The 15,770-nt window shown below is 71.0% G+C and carries 15 protein-coding genes; 12 read left to right on the forward strand and 3 right to left on the reverse strand.

All coding sequences use genetic code 11. The annotated features are described in order from the left end of the window. The first annotated feature begins 95 nt into the window (after positions 1-95). The 3 genes from ACZ4U1_RS06160 (at position 96) to ACZ4U1_RS06170 (ending at position 1,236) form a co-directional block, all read left to right on the forward strand. Positions 96-557 (forward strand): ATP-binding protein, encoded by a 462-nt coding sequence (locus tag ACZ4U1_RS06160; RefSeq protein WP_467900237.1) that lies wholly within the window; start codon positions 96-98, stop codon positions 555-557. A 75-nt stretch (positions 558-632) separates the two neighbouring features. Then, a complete protein-coding gene (locus ACZ4U1_RS06165; protein WP_467900239.1) occupies positions 633-989 on the forward strand; it encodes a hypothetical protein in 357 nt (118 codons plus the stop codon). 61 nt (positions 990-1,050) lie between these two features. Beyond that, a complete protein-coding gene (locus ACZ4U1_RS06170) occupies positions 1,051-1,236 on the forward strand; it encodes a hypothetical protein (protein WP_467900242.1) in 186 nt (61 codons plus the stop codon). 19 nt (positions 1,237-1,255) lie between these two features. Here ACZ4U1_RS06170 and ACZ4U1_RS06175 read toward each other — a convergent pair whose 3' ends face one another. Next, entirely contained in the window at positions 1,256-2,407 is a 1,152-nt protein-coding gene (locus ACZ4U1_RS06175) for a uroporphyrinogen-III synthase (protein ID WP_467900244.1), read from the reverse strand. Positions 2,408-2,494: 87 nt separating this feature from the next. Further along, positions 2,495-3,865 (reverse strand): nitrate/nitrite transporter, encoded by a 1,371-nt coding sequence (locus tag ACZ4U1_RS06180; protein ID WP_467900246.1) that lies wholly within the window; start codon positions 3,863-3,865, stop codon positions 2,495-2,497. A 308-nt stretch (positions 3,866-4,173) separates the two neighbouring features. Here ACZ4U1_RS06180 and ACZ4U1_RS06185 point away from each other — a divergent pair, with 308 nt between their 5' ends. From ACZ4U1_RS06185 to ACZ4U1_RS06210, 6 genes are all read left to right on the forward strand, one after another. Continuing rightward, positions 4,174-4,761 (forward strand): CGNR zinc finger domain-containing protein, encoded by a 588-nt coding sequence (locus ACZ4U1_RS06185; protein ID WP_467900249.1) that lies wholly within the window; start codon positions 4,174-4,176, stop codon positions 4,759-4,761. A gap of 228 nt (positions 4,762-4,989) precedes the next feature. Then, positions 4,990-5,574 (forward strand): sigma-70 family RNA polymerase sigma factor, encoded by a 585-nt coding sequence (locus ACZ4U1_RS06190; RefSeq protein WP_079071569.1) that lies wholly within the window; start codon positions 4,990-4,992, stop codon positions 5,572-5,574. Between the two features lie 50 nt (positions 5,575-5,624). After that, entirely contained in the window at positions 5,625-6,404 is a 780-nt protein-coding gene (locus ACZ4U1_RS06195; protein WP_467900252.1) for an anti-sigma factor family protein, read from the forward strand. A gap of 69 nt (positions 6,405-6,473) precedes the next feature. After that, entirely contained in the window at positions 6,474-8,807 is a 2,334-nt protein-coding gene (locus ACZ4U1_RS06200) for a HelD family protein (RefSeq protein ID WP_467900254.1), read from the forward strand. A 357-nt stretch (positions 8,808-9,164) separates the two neighbouring features. Further along, complete coding sequence (locus ACZ4U1_RS06205) at positions 9,165-10,568, forward strand: NAD-dependent malic enzyme (RefSeq protein ID WP_467900256.1); 1,404 nt, start codon at positions 9,165-9,167, stop codon at positions 10,566-10,568. 293 nt (positions 10,569-10,861) lie between these two features. Next, positions 10,862-11,143 (forward strand): HU family DNA-binding protein, encoded by a 282-nt coding sequence (locus ACZ4U1_RS06210; RefSeq protein ID WP_023550134.1) that lies wholly within the window; start codon positions 10,862-10,864, stop codon positions 11,141-11,143. Positions 11,144-11,246: 103 nt separating this feature from the next. On the opposite strand, the gene murA is transcribed toward ACZ4U1_RS06210, so the two are convergent. Further along, positions 11,247-12,587 carry a UDP-N-acetylglucosamine 1-carboxyvinyltransferase gene (gene murA / locus ACZ4U1_RS06215; protein ID WP_467900258.1) on the reverse strand — a complete coding sequence of 447 codons (1,341 nt, stop codon included), beginning with the start codon at positions 12,585-12,587 and terminating at the stop codon, positions 11,247-11,249. A 277-nt stretch (positions 12,588-12,864) separates the two neighbouring features. Between murA and ACZ4U1_RS06220 the strand changes: the two genes are divergently transcribed. The 3 genes from ACZ4U1_RS06220 to ACZ4U1_RS06230 all read left to right on the forward strand — a co-directional run bounded on the left by ACZ4U1_RS06220 (position 12,865) and on the right by ACZ4U1_RS06230 (position 15,563). Next, positions 12,865-13,437 carry a YqgE/AlgH family protein gene (locus ACZ4U1_RS06220; RefSeq protein WP_030651615.1) on the forward strand — a complete coding sequence of 191 codons (573 nt, stop codon included), beginning with the start codon at positions 12,865-12,867 and terminating at the stop codon, positions 13,435-13,437. A gap of 29 nt (positions 13,438-13,466) precedes the next feature. After that, complete coding sequence (locus tag ACZ4U1_RS06225; RefSeq protein WP_189294548.1) at positions 13,467-13,754, forward strand: DUF3039 domain-containing protein; 288 nt, start codon at positions 13,467-13,469, stop codon at positions 13,752-13,754. A gap of 165 nt (positions 13,755-13,919) precedes the next feature. After that, the gene (locus tag ACZ4U1_RS06230) at positions 13,920-15,563 is read left to right on the forward strand and encodes a beta-N-acetylhexosaminidase (RefSeq protein WP_467900261.1); all 1,644 of its coding nucleotides are present in this window, start codon (positions 13,920-13,922) and stop codon (positions 15,561-15,563) included. The last annotated feature ends 207 nt before the right edge of the window (positions 15,564-15,770 follow it).

The raw sequence follows: 15,770 nt of genomic DNA on the forward strand, positions 1-15,770 counted from the left end.
CCGTAAGCCGGAAGCGCACCTCCCCAGGCAAAGCCACCGCCCGGCGCAGTCAGTTGAGCGAGTCCAGGTAGTCCCTTCTCTCACCGGAGGTTTCCATGGGCACCTTATCCCTGCCCGACACCTGGGTGTACGCCCTTCGCCTGCCCCATGATCCCCGCGCGGCACGCGTCGCACGTATGACCGTACGGGCCGTGCTGAACGGACACGGCAGGCACGAAGTCCTCGACGCGGTCGAACTGTTGACGTCGGAGCTGGTCACCAACGCCTACCGGCACACCCATGGCCCCGCCTCCCTGCGGCTCACCGCGCTCGCGGACGGCCGGCTGCGGGTCGGGCTCTGGGACAGTCACCCGCGCATCCCCGCGCCCTTCGGGCAGCCGCCGTGGGACCGGGTGCCGCCTGCCCCGGTGGAGGCCGAGGAGGGGCGCGGACTGCACCTCGTACAGTCGTACGCCGACTCCTGGGGCGGCCTGTCCATCGGCGACGGCCCGCTGGACCGGGGCGCCGGGAAGTTGTTGTGGTTCGAGGTGGGCGGGGGCGGGGCGGCGAGCCCGTGACGCCACGCCGTTGTCCGCGGGGCCCAGTACGGTGGGTGCAGGAAGCTGAGCGCGTGAGCACGGAGGAGCCGCCACGTGACCACACAACCGGATCACGACCATGAGCTGATTCCCCGCCCCGAGCGCACTCCGGCGGCGGTTCGCATCGCGCTGGCGCGCCTCGCCCCTCACCGGCTGAGCGAAATGGAACAGCACAAGGAGCAGGCCTTGGGGGCGGCCCTCCAGGACGGCAAGATCGGTCACCTCCAGTACTGGCTCACGTACTGGCAGGCGCAGGTGAAGATCGAACGCCGACCCGACCTGCGTTCTCGTTACCAGGCTGCCCTGGTATCCGTGCACCACACGGACAGCCGGGACGATCCGGAGTTCCGCGCGGCCATGGCAGAGCTCCGCGCCGTCGAGTCGGAGGCCCGGCAGGCGGTGTCCGCATGACCTGAGATGGGAGTACGACCCGGACGAGGAGTACATCATCGGCGGAGCCCCGCCCGCCTTCGTGGCCGAGGTGGAGAAGCAAGCCGACGAGCTGGTCCGGGCCGCAGCCGCTTTCCACCTCGACGGCGCCTCGTACCAGGAAGCCGGCCCGAAGGGCAACGTCGCGCATGTCCCCGGCGGATTCTTCCCGTATTTGATTGTCCCTCGGCACGAGTGCCTGTACATCCACCAAGCCACGTATCTGTGAGCAGAGGCCCGGCTCCGGCTCACGCGTCCGCGTACTTCGCGTCCGCCGCCGGATCCAGGGCCAGCCGGTACCCCCGCTTCACCACCGTCTGGATCAGCTTCGGGGCGCCCAGGGCCGTGCGGAGGCGGGCCATCGCTGTTTCCACGGCGTGTTCGTCGCGGCCCGCGCCCGGCAGCGCGCGGAGGAGGTCGGCTCGGGCGACCACCCAGCCGGGGCGGCGGGCCAGGGCGCGCAGGAGGGACATGCCGGCCGGGGGGACGGGCTTGAGGTCGCCGTCGACCAGGACCGCGTGGCCGCGGATCTCGACGTGGTGGCCGGCGATGGGCAACGAGCGGGCGCGGGCCGGGAGTTCCTGGCAGAGGAGCTGGACCAGGGGGCCCAGGCGGAAGCGTTCCGGCTGGATGGTGTCGACTCCCCGGGCCTGGAGGGGGATCGCGGTGACCGGGCCCACGCAGGCCGGCAGGACGTCGTGGCCCAGGGCCGCCAGCAGCTCGTCCAGCAGGCCGCGGTCCTCCGCGCGGGAGAGGAGGGAGGCGGCGGCGGGGGCGCTGGTGAAGGTGAGGGCGTCCAGGCCGCGGGTGACGGCCGAGTCCAGGAGGCGGTCGAGGGGGCTGAGGTCCTCCGGGGGCATCCAGCGGTAGACCGGGACCGGGACCACTTCCGCCCCGGCGGCGCGGAGCGACTCCACGAAGCCGGGGAGGGGCTCGCCGTGCAGCTGGACGGCTATCCGGTTGCCGTCGACGCCTTCCTCCAGGAGGCGGTCGAGCACCTCGGCCAGGGATTCCGAGGACGGTGACCACTCCTCGGTGAGGCCCGCCGCGCGGATCGCGCCCTTGACCTTCGGGCCGCGAGCCAGCAGCCGTGCCCCGCGCAGCCGGCCGAGGAGCTGCTCGCCGAGGCCCCAGCCGTCGGCGGCCTCGACCCAGCCCCGGAAGCCGATCGCGGTGGTGGCCACGACCACGTCCGGCACGTGGTCGATGATCTCCTTCGTGGCGGCGAGCAGTTCGCTGTCGTCCGCGAGCGGCACGATCCGCAGCGCGGGGGCGTGCAGGACGGTGGCGCCGCGCCGCTGTAGCAGGGCGCCCAGTTCCTCGGCCCGGCGCGCGGCGGTGATGCCCACGGTGAACCCGGCGAGGGGGCCGTGCTCGGGATGCTGCTCTTCGTCGTACATGGGGCTCTCCTAGCTGACCGGCACGCCGAACGAGCCTGTCAACGATGCGTGACAGGCTCGGTTCGGCTTGATGTCACCGGTGTTACGTCACACCTCGGCATAACTGAGCTGGGACTTTTCCTGCGAAGCGGCCGCTGTGGCCGGAAGCTGCGCCGGGCGGCGAAGGTATACGGCCCAGGTGACCGCGAAGCAGACACCGTAGTAGGCGAGGAAGGCGACGAACGCGCCGGTCCCGGAGCCGTAGGAGAGGAAGGACTGGCGGAAGGCGAGGTTGATGCCGACACCGCCGAGCGCGCCGACCGCTCCGATCAGGCCCATGGAGGCACCGGAGAGGCGTCGGCCGTACGCGACGGCGGCCTCGCCCTCCAGGCCCTTGGCCAGCGCCTTTGCCTGGAAGATGCCGGGGATCATCTTGAACGTCGACCCGTTGCCGAGCCCGCTCAGCACGAACAGGACGACGAAGACGGACACGAACAGCGCCAGCGACTTCTGCATGCTGGCCGCGATGAGTACGGCGGTGGCGGCGGCCATGCCGACGTAGTTCCACAGGGTGATGCGGGCGCCGCCGTAGCGGTCGGCGAGCCAGCCGCCGAGGGGGCGGATGAGCGAGCCGAGCAGCGGGCCGATGAAGGTGAGGTACGCCGCCTGGAGCGGGGTCCGGCCGAACCCGTTCGTCAGCACCTGGCCGAAGGCGAAGCTGTAGCCGATGAACGAGCCGAACGTGCCGATGTAGAGGACCGACATGATCCAGGTGTGCGCGTCCCTGGCCGCGTCCTTGGCCGCGCCGGTGTCGTTCTGCACCGAGGCCAGGTTGTCCATGAACAGCGCGGCCAGTACGGCGGCCACGACGATCAGCGGGATGTAGATCCCCAGCAGCACGCGCGGGCCGCCGCTCGCGCCGATGATGGCGAGCGCGACGAGCTGGATGACGGGGACGCCGATGTTCCCGCCGCCGGCGTTGAGGCCGAGCGCCCATCCTTTCTTCCGCAGGGGGAAGAAGGCGTTGATGTTGGTCATGGAGGAGGCGAAGTTGCCGCCGCCGATACCGGCCAGCAGGCCCACCAGGAGGAAGGTGGAGTACGGCGTCCCCGGCTCCATCACCCAGAACGCGGCGACCGTCGGGACGAGCAGCAGGCTCGCCGAGATGATCGTCCAGTTACGGCCGCCGAAGACGGCGACGGCGAAGGTGTACGGCACCCGGACCACCGCGCCGACCAGCGTGACCATCGAGGTCAGCAGGAACTTGTCGGCGGGGGTGAGGCCGTACTCCGGGCCCATGAACAGGACCAGTACGGACCACATGGTCCAGACCGAGAACCCGATGTGCTCGGAGAGCACGGAGAACCACAGGTTCCGGCGCGCGATCCGCTCCCCGGTCGCCTTCCAGAATCCCTCGTCCTCCGGATCCCACCGCTCGATCCAGCGGCCACTGCGACGGGTTGGGGCTGGGGCTGTCATCACGCCTCCACGGTGCTCCGGCTGCTCGGTCTGCCAACCACTGACTGAGCCCGAAGGTAGGGATGACGCGTTTCCGCCCTGTGGCTGTGGGTGACCGGAAGGGAACGTTGCTCTCACTCGGCCCGGGGGCGGCCGGTGAGGGCGCGGCCCGCGGAGGACCGGTGCCGGCGGCGGTCCCTGGAGGGCCGCCCCGGCGGAAAGACCGGAAAGAGGGGAACAGCAGCCGGTACGAGGGGTTCCGGCGGCCCCCTCCGGCGGGCACTGTGGGGGAGACCCCGCACGGTTCCTGCCCAGGCGGTGACTCGCACATGGCACTCGGTAGCGCCAACCCCGCGTACCCGGTCCGGTTCGACGCCGGGCGGGTATGTCTGGATCTGCTCGCCACCACCCATCCCGGCGAACGGCTGGACGGGGTCGGGGCGTTGTGCGCGTGGATCCGGGGGGCCGGGCTGGTGCCGGACGGGACGGCGCTCGATCACGCCGACGGGGCCTGGCTCGCCGGGTTCCTGGAACTGCGCGCGCAGCTCGGGGTGTTGGTGCGGGGCGGTGACACGCTGTCGTACGGGCGGGCGCTCCGGCGGGTGAACGAGGTCGCCCGGGGCGCACCGCCCGCTCCCGTCGCCGTACGTACGGAAGACGGGCGGCTCGTGCGGGAGTTGGCCGGGCCGCCCGGCTGCGGGGCCCTGCTCGCCGTCGTCGCGCGGGACGCCGTCGAGTTGCTCACCGATCCCGTCGCGCGGGCCGCCGTACGGGAGTGTGAAGGGGACAACTGTCCCCTCGTGTACCTGGACACCTCCCGGGGCCGGCGCCGGCGCTGGTGTTCGAGCGAGGTCTGCGGGAACCGGGAGCGGGTCGCCCGGCACCGGCGGCGGGTGGCCGCCCTCACCCAGGCCTGAGACCGGAGTGATTTCTGTTACACCGGGTTTAGGTGGGTCGTACACGGGAATTGCGGACCGTCCTCGGTGGCGTGTCGGAAATGTAAAGATCGCGTGGCAGGAATGTGCACCCATGTCCCGCTCGTCACGTCACCCCCGAGAAATCTGTCACTCCGGTTTGAACACCGGGCCGTCCCCGTCCGTACGGGTGGGCGAGCGACCGACTGGGGGAACCCCCGGACACCGGAGGTGGGCGTGCGCAAGGATGCGGCCGTGGCCAATGAACGTGGAACGAGGGCCCGACATCGCATGTCCTCACAGCCCTCGGAGCCGGATGAGGAGCTGATGCGTGCGCTGTATCGAGAGCACGCCGGACCTCTGCTCGCGTATGTCCTGCGGCTGGTCGCCGGTGACCGGCAGCGCGCCGAGGACGTCGTACAGGAAACGCTCATCCGTGCCTGGAAGAACGCCGGTCAGCTCAATCGGGCGACCGGATCGGTACGCCCCTGGCTGGTGACGGTCGCGCGCCGCATCGTCATCGACGGCCACCGCAGCCGGCAGGCCCGGCCGCAGGAGGTCGATCCGTCGCCGCTGGAGGTCATCCCCGCGGAGGACGAGATCGACAAGGCGCTGTGGCTGATGACGCTGTCGGACGCGCTCGACGACCTGACCCCGGCCCACCGGGAGGTGCTCGTCGAGACGTACTTCAAGGGGCGTACCGTCAATGAGGCGGCGGAAACACTGGGCATACCCAGCGGAACTGTCCGTTCCCGGGTGTTCTACGCCCTGCGGTCGATGAAGCTGGCACTGGAGGAGCGGGGGGTGACGGCGTGATGAGCAGCGGGTACGGGGGAATGCAGGGATTCGGACCGGGTGGTCCGGGTATGTCTGGGCCTATGAACCCCAGTCAGGGATCTTCGGTGCCGAGCGAGCACGAGACCGTCGGCGCCTACGCCCTCGGGATTCTGGACGACGCCGAGGCAACCGCTTTCGAGGCCCACCTCGCCGGCTGCGAGTGGTGCGCCCAGCAGCTGGACGAGCTGGCCGGGATGGAGCCGATGCTGGCCGCGCTCGCGGACCTGCCGGGCTCCGGCAGTACGCCCGCGATCGGTGAGTCGCTGTCCGCCAGGCCCAGCCCGCGGGTGGTGGAGAAGCTGGTGGACGAGGTCGCCGAGCGGCGGGCTCAGAAGCGCCGGCGCAGTATGTACATGATCGCGGCCGCGGCCGCGCTGATCATCGCCGGCCCGCTGGCCGCGGTGGCGGTGAACGGCGGCTCGGACGGCGGGCAGCAGGTCGCGGCGACGCCCGCCCAGCAGACCTTCCGGACCATGTCCGACAAGAAGTCCGCCACGGACGCGTCGACCCACGTCAGCGCGACCGTCGCCATGGCGCCGAAGGACTGGGGCACCCAGGCCGTTCTGGAGCTGAAGAACGTCAAGGGGCCGCTGAAGTGCTCCCTGGTGCTCGTCGCGAAGAACGGGCAGCGCGTGACCATGTCGTCGTGGTCGGTGCCCAACTGGGGGTACGGCATCCCGGACGCCAAGACCGAGCAGTCCAAGCAACCGCTCTACATCGGCGGGGCCGCGGCCTTCCAGCCCAACGAGATCGACCACTTCGAGGTGGTGACCTTCGAAGGCAAGAAGCTCGTGCAGGTGCAGGCGTAGCCGCCGTAGCTTCCACGGGTCCCCTTCGCGTACGGTTGACGGCTGCCCAGCACGTCAGAAGGGGGCCCGGTGGCCGCTCAGGTTCAGCAGTCCGCGGTCGGCTCGGTACACGGCGCACACGATTCCGTCCGTGACCGGGAGATCAGCGTCGAACAGGAACACCTGGACCGGGTGTACCGGCGGCTGGAGGAGAAGATCCACGAGGCCGAGTTCCTGATGAACGACGCGGCCAAGCGCGGCCAGGTCGGCACCCCGGGCGCGCTGGCCGAGCGGGACGCGCAGGTCTTCCGGGCCGGCGTCCATCTGAACCGGCTGAACAACGAGTTCGAGGACTTCCTCTTCGGGCGGATCGACCTGCTGCTCGGCAAGGACGGGAAGAAGGGGCCCGACGGCGCCTACACCGCCGTGGAGCCCGCCGAGGGCGCCGTGCGGGAGGACAACACCGCCGACATCGCCGAGACCCTGCACATCGGGCGGATCGGCGTCCTGGACGAGGACTACTCACCGCTGGTCATCGACTGGCGCGCCCCCGCCGCCGCGCCCTTCTACCGGGCCACGCCCGTGGATCCGGGCCGGGTGGTACGGCGCCGGGTCATCCGGTCCAAGGGGCGCCGGGTGCTCGGCGTCGAGGACGACCTGATGCGGCCCGAGCTGACGGCCCGCCTCGACGGCCGTGAGCTGCCCGTCATCGGCGACGGCGCCCTGATGGCCGCCCTCGGCCAGGCCCGCAGCCACACCATGCGGGACATCGTCTCCTCCATCCAGGCCGAGCAGGACCTCGTGATCCGCGCTCCCGCCGCCTCCATCACCTACGTGGAGGGCGGTCCGGGCACGGGCAAGACCGCCGTCGCCCTCCACCGCGCCGCCTACCTGCTCTACCAGGACCGCAGACGCTACGCCGGCGGCATCCTGATCGTCTCGCCGACCCCGCTGCTCGTCGCCTACACCGAGGGCGTGCTGCCCTCGCTCGGCGAGGAGGGCCAGGTCGCGATCCGCGCGATCGGCTCGCTGGTCGACGGCGCGGAGGCCACCCTGTACGACTCCCCGGCCGTGGCCCGCGCCAAGGGCTCGTACCGGATGCTGAAGGTGCTGCGGAAGGCCGCCCGGGGCGCCCTGGAGCTGGGGCCCGCCGCGCCGCGGGAGGAAACGGTCACCGGTCCGCCGTCCCGCCTGCGTGTCGTCGCTTTCGGGCGCCGCCTCGAACTGGAGGCCGACGAGCTGGAACGTATCCGCCGTACCGCCCTCGGCGGCACCGCGCCCGTCAACCTGCTCCGCCCGCGCGCCCGCAGGCTGCTGCTGGACGCCCTGTGGGCCAAGTCCGGCGCCGCCGGCCGGCACACCGACCCGGAGCTGGCCGCCGAGCTGCGTTCCTCCTTCGACGAGGACGTCACCAGCGAGGACTCCTTCATCGGCTTCCTCGACGCCTGGTGGCCCGAGCTGACCCCGAGGTCCGTGCTCGCCGCCATGGCCGACGAGAGGCGGCTCGGCCGCTGGGCCCGGCGGATCCTGAACCCCGGCGAGGTCCGCAAGGTCGCCCGCTCGCTCCGCCGCGACGGCTTCTCCGTGCACGACATCGCGATGCTGGACGAGCTGCAGGCGATCCTCGGCGCACCGGCCCGGCCGCGCAAGAAGCGCGAACTCGATCCGCTGGACCAGCTCACCGGCCTGGAGGAGCTGATGCCGGTGCGCGAGGAGACCCAGCGGGAGCGGGCCGAGCGGCTCGCGCAGGAGCGCACCGAGTACGCCCACGTCATCGTGGACGAGGCACAGGACCTCACGCCGATGCAGTGGCGCATGGTCGGCCGCCGTGGCCGGCACGCCACCTGGACGGTCGTCGGCGACCCGGCGCAGTCCTCCTGGTCCGACCCGGACGAGGCGGCCGAGGCCCGTGACGAGGCCCTCGGCACCCGGCCCCGGCGCCGCTTCCAGCTGACCGTGAACTACCGCAACCCGGCCGAGATCGCCGAGCTGGCCGCGAAGGTGCTGGCGCTCGCCATGCCCGGCTCCGAGGCGCCGTCGGCCGTACGGTCCACCGGGGTCGAGCCGCGCTTCACGGTCGTGGCGGACTCGCTGGAGAAGACCGTGCGCGCGGAGGCCGAGCGGCTGCTCGGGCTGGTGGACGGCACGGTCGGCGTGGTCGTCGCGATGAACCGTCGCGAGGAGGCCCGGCGCTGGCTGGCCGGGCTCGGCGACCGGGTGGTGGCCCTCGGCAGCCTGGAGGCCAAGGGCCTGGAGTACGACGCGACGGTCGTCGTCTCGCCCGCGGAGATCGCCGACGAGTCGCCGGCCGGGCTGCGCGTGCTGTACGTCGCGCTGACCCGGGCCACCCAGCAGCTCACGGTGGTGTCGGGGGAACGGGACGCGCCGGACGCGGCGGGGGTCCCGGACCTGCTCAGGGACTGAACCTTCCGCACGGGAATGGCCTTGCGGGATCCGTTTGTTAGCCTGGGTGTGGCACCGGCCCGATCCAAGCCCCCGGGCCCAACCTTCGTCCCTCAGAGGGACCACTTGCCGCGAGGCGAGCATGGCGGGTCGGTGTCATGAACGTGTGAGAGACCCACGTCACCCCAGTGACGTGGGTCTCTTTCTTTGTCTGATCGTTTCTCGTATGGTGGAAGTGGTTTTCCGAAACCAGCACCTGCCGGGGAACCCCGCGTGAACAAAACGTCCGCAACTCAGGGCGACTACCACGTACTGAGCGGTAGGTGCGACGATCGGACGGCACAACTCGCGACACGGTGAAAGCAGAGGAAGTCGGCCATGGCAACGGCGCCCAGCGTCTCCTACTCGATGACGATCCGGCTGGAGGTGCCCGCGAGCGGAACCGCCGTCTCGCAGCTCACCACCGCCGTGGAGTCCTCCGGAGGCTCGGTGACCGGCCTCGACGTCACCGCGTCCGGCCACGAGAAGCTCCGTATCGACGTGACCATCGCGGCCACCTCCACGGCCCACGCCGAGGAGATCGTCGAGAAGCTGCGCGGCATCGAGGGCGTCACGCTGGGCAAGGTCTCGGACCGTACGTTCCTCATGCACCTCGGCGGCAAGATCGAGATGGCGTCCAAGCACCCCATCCGCAACCGTGACGACCTCTCCATGGTCTACACGCCCGGTGTGGCCCGCGTCTGCATGGCCATCGCCGAGAACCCCGAGGACGCCCGCCGCCTCACCATCAAGCGCAACTCCGTTGCGGTCGTGACCGACGGCTCCGCCGTGCTCGGCCTCGGCAACATCGGCCCCAAGGCCGCGCTGCCCGTCATGGAGGGCAAGGCGGCCCTCTTCAAGCGCTTCGCCGGCATCGACGCCTGGCCGATCTGCCTGGACACCCAGGACAGCGACGCCATCGTGGAGATCGTCAAGGCGATCGCCCCCGGGTTCGCCGGCATCAACCTCGAGGACATCTCCGCGCCCCGCTGCTTCGAGATCGAGGCCCGGCTGCGCGAGGCCCTCGACATCCCCGTCTTCCACGACGACCAGCACGGCACCGCCATCGTCGTGCTCGCCGCCCTGACCAACGCCCTGCGCGTCGCGGAAAAGGCGATCGAGAACATCCGGGTCGTCATGTCCGGCGCCGGCGCGGCCGGTACGGCCATCCTCAAGCTGCTGATCGCCGCCGGCGTCAAGAACGCCGTCGTCGCCGACATCCACGGTGTCGTCCACGCCGGCCGCGAGGACCTGGTGAACGCCCCGGCCGACTCGCCGCTGCGCTGGATCGCCGACAACACCAACCCCGAGGGCCTCACGGGCACCCTCAAGGAGGCCGTGCGCGGCGCCGACGTCTTCATCGGCGTCTCCGCCCCGAACGTCCTGGACGGCACCGACGTGGCCGCCATGGCCGAGGGCGCCATCGTGTTCGCGCTCGCGAACCCGGACCCCGAGGTCGACCCGGCGGTCGCCCGCCAGACGGCGGCCGTCGTGGCCACCGGCCGCTCCGACTTCCCGAACCAGATCAACAACGTGCTGGTCTTCCCGGGCGTCTTCCGCGGCCTGCTGGACGCCCAGTCCCGCACGGTCAACACCGAGATGATGCTCGCCGCCGCCAAGGCCCTCGCCGACGTGGTCACCGAGGACGAGCTGAACCCGAACTACATCATCCCCAGCGTCTTCAACGACAAGGTCGCGGGCGCCGTCGCCGGAGCGGTCCGCGAGGCCGCCAAGGCGGCCTGATCGCGGCGTGTCGTAGTGTGCAAGGGGGCTGTGAGCATCACCACGGCAGCCCCCGCACCGGCGCGTCGTGGAACCGCCAGATGCCGGACGCGCTCTAGGGTGACGGCCGAGCGGGCGCTTTTCGTGTGACTCCCCAGGGTGTTCTCACGACTCCTACGGGTGCCGGATTGGCTTTCCCGCCGCAGGTAGGGGCAGGATGCGTCCCTGGGCGCGAGCGCATCGGCATCGCAGTGCCTCGGGCGGCTCCGCCGCGTGGCACACCCCAACGGCAAGAAAAACACGGGAGTAACAACATGAACCGCAGTGAGCTGGTGGCCGCGCTGGCCGACCGCGCCGAGGTGACCCGCAAGGACGCCGACGCCGTGCTGGCCGCGTTCGCCGAGACCGTCGGCGAGATCGTCGCCAAGGGCGACGAGAAGGTCACCATCCCCGGCTTCCTGACCTTCGAGCGCACCCACCGTGCCGCTCGCACCGCGCGCAACCCGCAGACCGGTGAGCCCATCAACATCCCGGCCGGTTACAGCGTGAAGGTCACCGCGGGCAGCAAGCTCAAGGAAGCGGCGAAGGGCAAGTGACCTTGCCGTCCCTGTGCCAACGGGACGGTGCGGGGATCCTCTGAAACAACCGCGATGGGGCGGCACCCGAACACCGGGTGCCGCCCCATCGCCGTGGGAGGACTCAGCCGAGCGCCTTGCCCGGCAGTTCCACCTTCGCGCCGAGTTCCACGAGCTTCTCCATGAAGTTCTCGTAGCCGCGGTTGATGAGTTCGATGCCGTGCACCCGTGAGGTGCCCTCGGCGGCCAGGGCCGCGATGAGGTACGAGAAGCCGCCGCGCAGGTCGGGGATGACCAGGTCGGCGCCCTGGAGCCGGGTCGGGCCCGAGACGACCGCGGAGTGCAGGAAGTTGCGCGCGCCGAAGCGGCAGGCGGAGCCGCCCAGGCACTCGCGGTAGAGCTGGATGTGCGCGCCCATCTGGTTCAGCGCGGAGGTGAAGCCGAGCCGGGACTCGTAGACCGTCTCGTGGATGATGGACAGGCCCGTGGCCTGCGTCAGGGCCACCACCAGCGGCTGCTGCCAGTCCGTCTGGAAACCGGGGTGCACGTCCGTCTCCAGCGCGATGGACTTCAACTGCCCGCCGGGGTGCCAGAAGCGGATGCCCTCGTCGTCGATCTCGAAGGCACCGCCCACCTTCCGGTAGGTGTTCAGGAACGTCATCATCGAGCGCTGCTGGGCGCCGCGGACGTAGATGTTGCCGTTGGTCGCGAGCGCCGCGGACGCCCAGGAGGCGGCCTCCAGGCGGTCCGGCAGGGCGCGGTGGGCGTAGCCGCCGAGCTTGTCCACACCCGTGATGCGGATCGTGCGGTCGGTGTCCATCGCGATGATCGCGCCCATCTTCTGCAGCACGCAGATGAGGTCCTCGATCTCCGGCTCCACGGCCGCGTTGGACAACTCGGTGACGCCTTCGGCCAGTACGGCCGTCAGCAGCACCTGCTCCGTCGCGCCGACGGACGGGTACGGCAGCCGGATCTTCGTGCCGCGCAGCCGCTGCGGGGCCTCCAGGTACTGGCCGTCCGCCCGCTTCTCGATGGTCGCGCCGAACTGCCGCAGCACGTCGAAGTGGAAGTCGATGGGCCGGCCGCCGATGTCGCAGCCGCCGAGGCCCGGGATGAACGCGTGGCCGAGGCGGTGCAGCAGCGGGCCGCAGAACAGGATCGGGATACGGCTGGAACCCGCGTGGGCATCGATGTCAGCCACGTTGGCGCTCTCGACGTGCGTCGGGTCCAGCACCAGTTCGCCGGGCTCCTCGCCCGGTCGGACCGTCACCCCGTGCAGCTGGAGCAGGCCGCGGACGACCCGCACGTCACGGATGTCCGGAACGTTGCGCAGTCGGCTCGGCTCGCTGCCCAGCAGGGCGGCGACCATGGCCTTCGGTACGAGGTTCTTCGCACCGCGGACACGGATCTCGCCCTCCAGCGGGGTTCCGCCGTGGACAAGCAGGACATCGTCGTTGACGGTCATGAATCTCGCGTTCCGATGAGTTGGTCAGGGGCCGGCCGGTCACTGTGCGCGGGGGCCGGGAAGACAGGGTAATCGCCGATCACCCCCCGCCCGTAAGCCCGAGGACCGCCCAGCCGCGTCATAGGTGTGTCACAACACGAACCGTTCCGTGACGGGCACATGGGGTCACCGGCGTACGGGCGTGCGCCCGTACGGCTTCGGTGCGCCCTGAGCTGCTCACACCCCCGCCCCCCGATTGGCTCCCCACACCGGGGGAAGATGCGGGATCATGTCTGGCATGACCGAGGTGTCCTCGCTCACAGGGCGGCTGCTCGTGGCTACCCCCGCCCTGGCGGACCCGAACTTCGACCGCGCGGTGGTGCTCCTTCTCGACCACGACGAGGAGGGCTCCCTCGGTGTCGTCCTCAACCGGCCCACCCCGGTGGTCGTCGGCGACATCCTGGAGGACTGGGCCGACCTCGCCGGCGAGCCCGGTGTCGTCTTCCAGGGCGGCCCCGTCTCGCTGGACTCGGCGCTCGGCGTCGCCGTCATCCCCGGCGGCGCTAACGGCGACGGCGCGCCGCTCGGCTGGCGGCGGGTGCACGGTGCGATCGGCCTGGTCGACCTGGAGGCCCCGCCGGAACTGCTCGCCTCCGCCGTCGGGTCCCTGAGAATCTTCGCGGGGTACGCCGGCTGGGGCCCGGGCCAGCTGGAGGACGAGCTGGTCGAGGGCGCCTGGTACGTCGTCGAGTCCGAGCCGGGGGACGTCTCCTCACCGGCCCCGGAGAGACTCTGGCGGGAGGTGCTGCGCCGCCAGCGCAACGAGCTGGCGATGGTGGCCACGTATCCGGACGACCCGTCGCTCAACTGATGCGTGTGAGCTTCAGTACCCTTGCTGATATGAGCACTCTCGAGCCCGAGCGCGGGACTGGTACGGGGACCCTCGTAGAGCCGACGCCGCAGGTGTCCCACGGCGACGGTGACCACGAGCGCTTCGCCCACTACGTCCAGAAGGACAAGATCATGGCGAGCGCCCTCGACGGCACCCCCGTCGTGGCGCTGTGCGGGAAGGTCTGGGTGCCGGGCCGCGACCCGAAGAAGTACCCGGTGTGCCCGATGTGCAAGGAGATCTACGAGTCCATGGGCAGCGGCGGCGACGAGGGCAAGGGCAAGGGCGGCGACAAGTAGGCCGTCCCCGGTCCGCCCGCAGACGGTGAGGTCCCTGGGGCGCGCGTCAGGCGCGTCCCGGGGATCTTTGTGTTCTCCGGCCGATGACTGGTCCAGACCTCTTGTGGTGGCTCGGTCCGGTCCTTAGCCTTCGAGGCGTCGCGCAGGGGAACAGGGGAGGGGCCGATGTCCGTGGAACTGATTCCGGCGCCGCGCGCCGTCGAGGGGACGACGGGGGCCGCCGTGCCGCTCGGCCACGGCACCACGCTGTGGGCCGGCCCGGGCACCGAACGCACCGAGCGCTGGCTGCGCGCCACCCTCGGCCAGGCCCTGGGGCTGCCGCTGCGCCCCGGGTCCCCGGACGACCCGGACGGGGTACGGCTGCTCCTGGACGACAGCCTGGCACCCGAGGCGTACCGGCTCGCCGCCGTCGCCGGCCGGGGCGTAGAGATCCGCGGCGGCGGGCCCGCCGGCGTGTTCTGGGGCGCGCAGACCCTGCGTCAGCTGCTCGGTCCCGAGGCCTTCCGGCGCGCCCCCGTACGGCGGGATGCCGCCCTCACCGTGCCGCCCCAGGTCATCGAGGACGCCCCCCGCTTCCGCTGGCGCGGCCTGCTCCTCGACGTCGCCCGGCACTTCATGCCCAAGGAGGGGGTGCTGCGCTATCTGGACCTGATGGCCGCGCACAAACTCAACGTCCTGCACCTCCATCTGACGGACGACCAGGGCTGGCGGATCGAGATCGGGCGGTATCCGAAACTGACCGAGATCGCCTCCTGGCGTACGAGGACGAAATTCGGCCACCGCGCCTCACCGCTGTGGGACGAGAAACCGCACGGCGGTCACTACACCCAGGACGACATCCGGGAGATCGTCGCCTACGCCGCCGAACGGCACATCAGCGTCGTCCCCGAGATCGACGTACCGGGCCACTCGCAGGCCGCCATCGCCGCGTACCCCGAACTCGGCAACACCGACGTCATCGACACCACCGCCCTCTCCGTCTGGGACACCTGGGGCATCTCGGCCAACGTCCTGGCTCCCACCGACACCACCCTGCGGTTCTACGAGGGGGTGTTCGAGGAGGTCCTGGACCTGTTCCCCGCCGAGGCGGCCGAGTTCTCGGCGTTCGTCCACGTCGGCGGCGACGAGTGCCGCAAGGAGCAGTGGACCGAGTCCGTGACCGCCAAGACCCGTATCGCGGACCTCGGGCTCGCCGGCGAGGACGAGTTGCAGTCCTGGTTCATCGGGCACTTCGACGCCTGGCTCGCCGCGCGCGGGCGCCGCCTCATCGGCTGGGACGAGATCCTGGAGGGGGGACTGGCGCCCGGCGCGGCCGTCTCCTCCTGGCGCGGCTACGCGGGCGGGATCGCCGCCGCGCGCGCGGGCCACGACGTGGTCATGTGCCCCGAGCAGTACGTGTACCTGGACCACCGTCAGGCCCCGGGCGAGGACGAGCCCGTACCGATCGGCTTCGTGCGCACCCTGGAGGACGTCTACCGGTTCGAGCCCGTGCCGGAGGGGCTCACCGAGGCGGAGGCCCGGCATGTGCTCGGCACCCAGGCCAACGTGTGGACCGAGGTGCTGGAGGACACCGCGCGTGTGGACTACCAGACCTTCCCCCGCCTCGCGGCCTTCGCCGAGGTCGCCTGGAGCCCGCTGCCCGCCCCCGCCGAACGGGACTACGCCGATTTCGAACGCCGGATGACCGCCCACTACCGGCGACTTGACGCCCTCGGCGTCGCATACCGGCCACCCGCCGGACCCCGCCCCTGGCAGAAGCGCCCCGGCGTGCTCGGCCGCCCGATCGAGGGGCCGCCCCCGAACCGGTAGCCGCGCGGGGCCGTCACCGAACAGGTAACGGGAAAACCCCGGCACTGCCACCGAAGAGTGGCAATCGGTGCGCACCGGTGAAGCCGTGCGAAAACGGACCATCCCCCTGGTGAGGTGGGCGAATGCCTCCTAGCGGACCCCCGCGTTCGGGCGTTGCGAAGATGTGCCAGAGTTGCGTCGTCCGCCCTGTCAGCACGTACCGTACGG

The sequence above is a fragment of the Streptomyces sp. NPDC028928 genome (assembly GCF_055564915.1).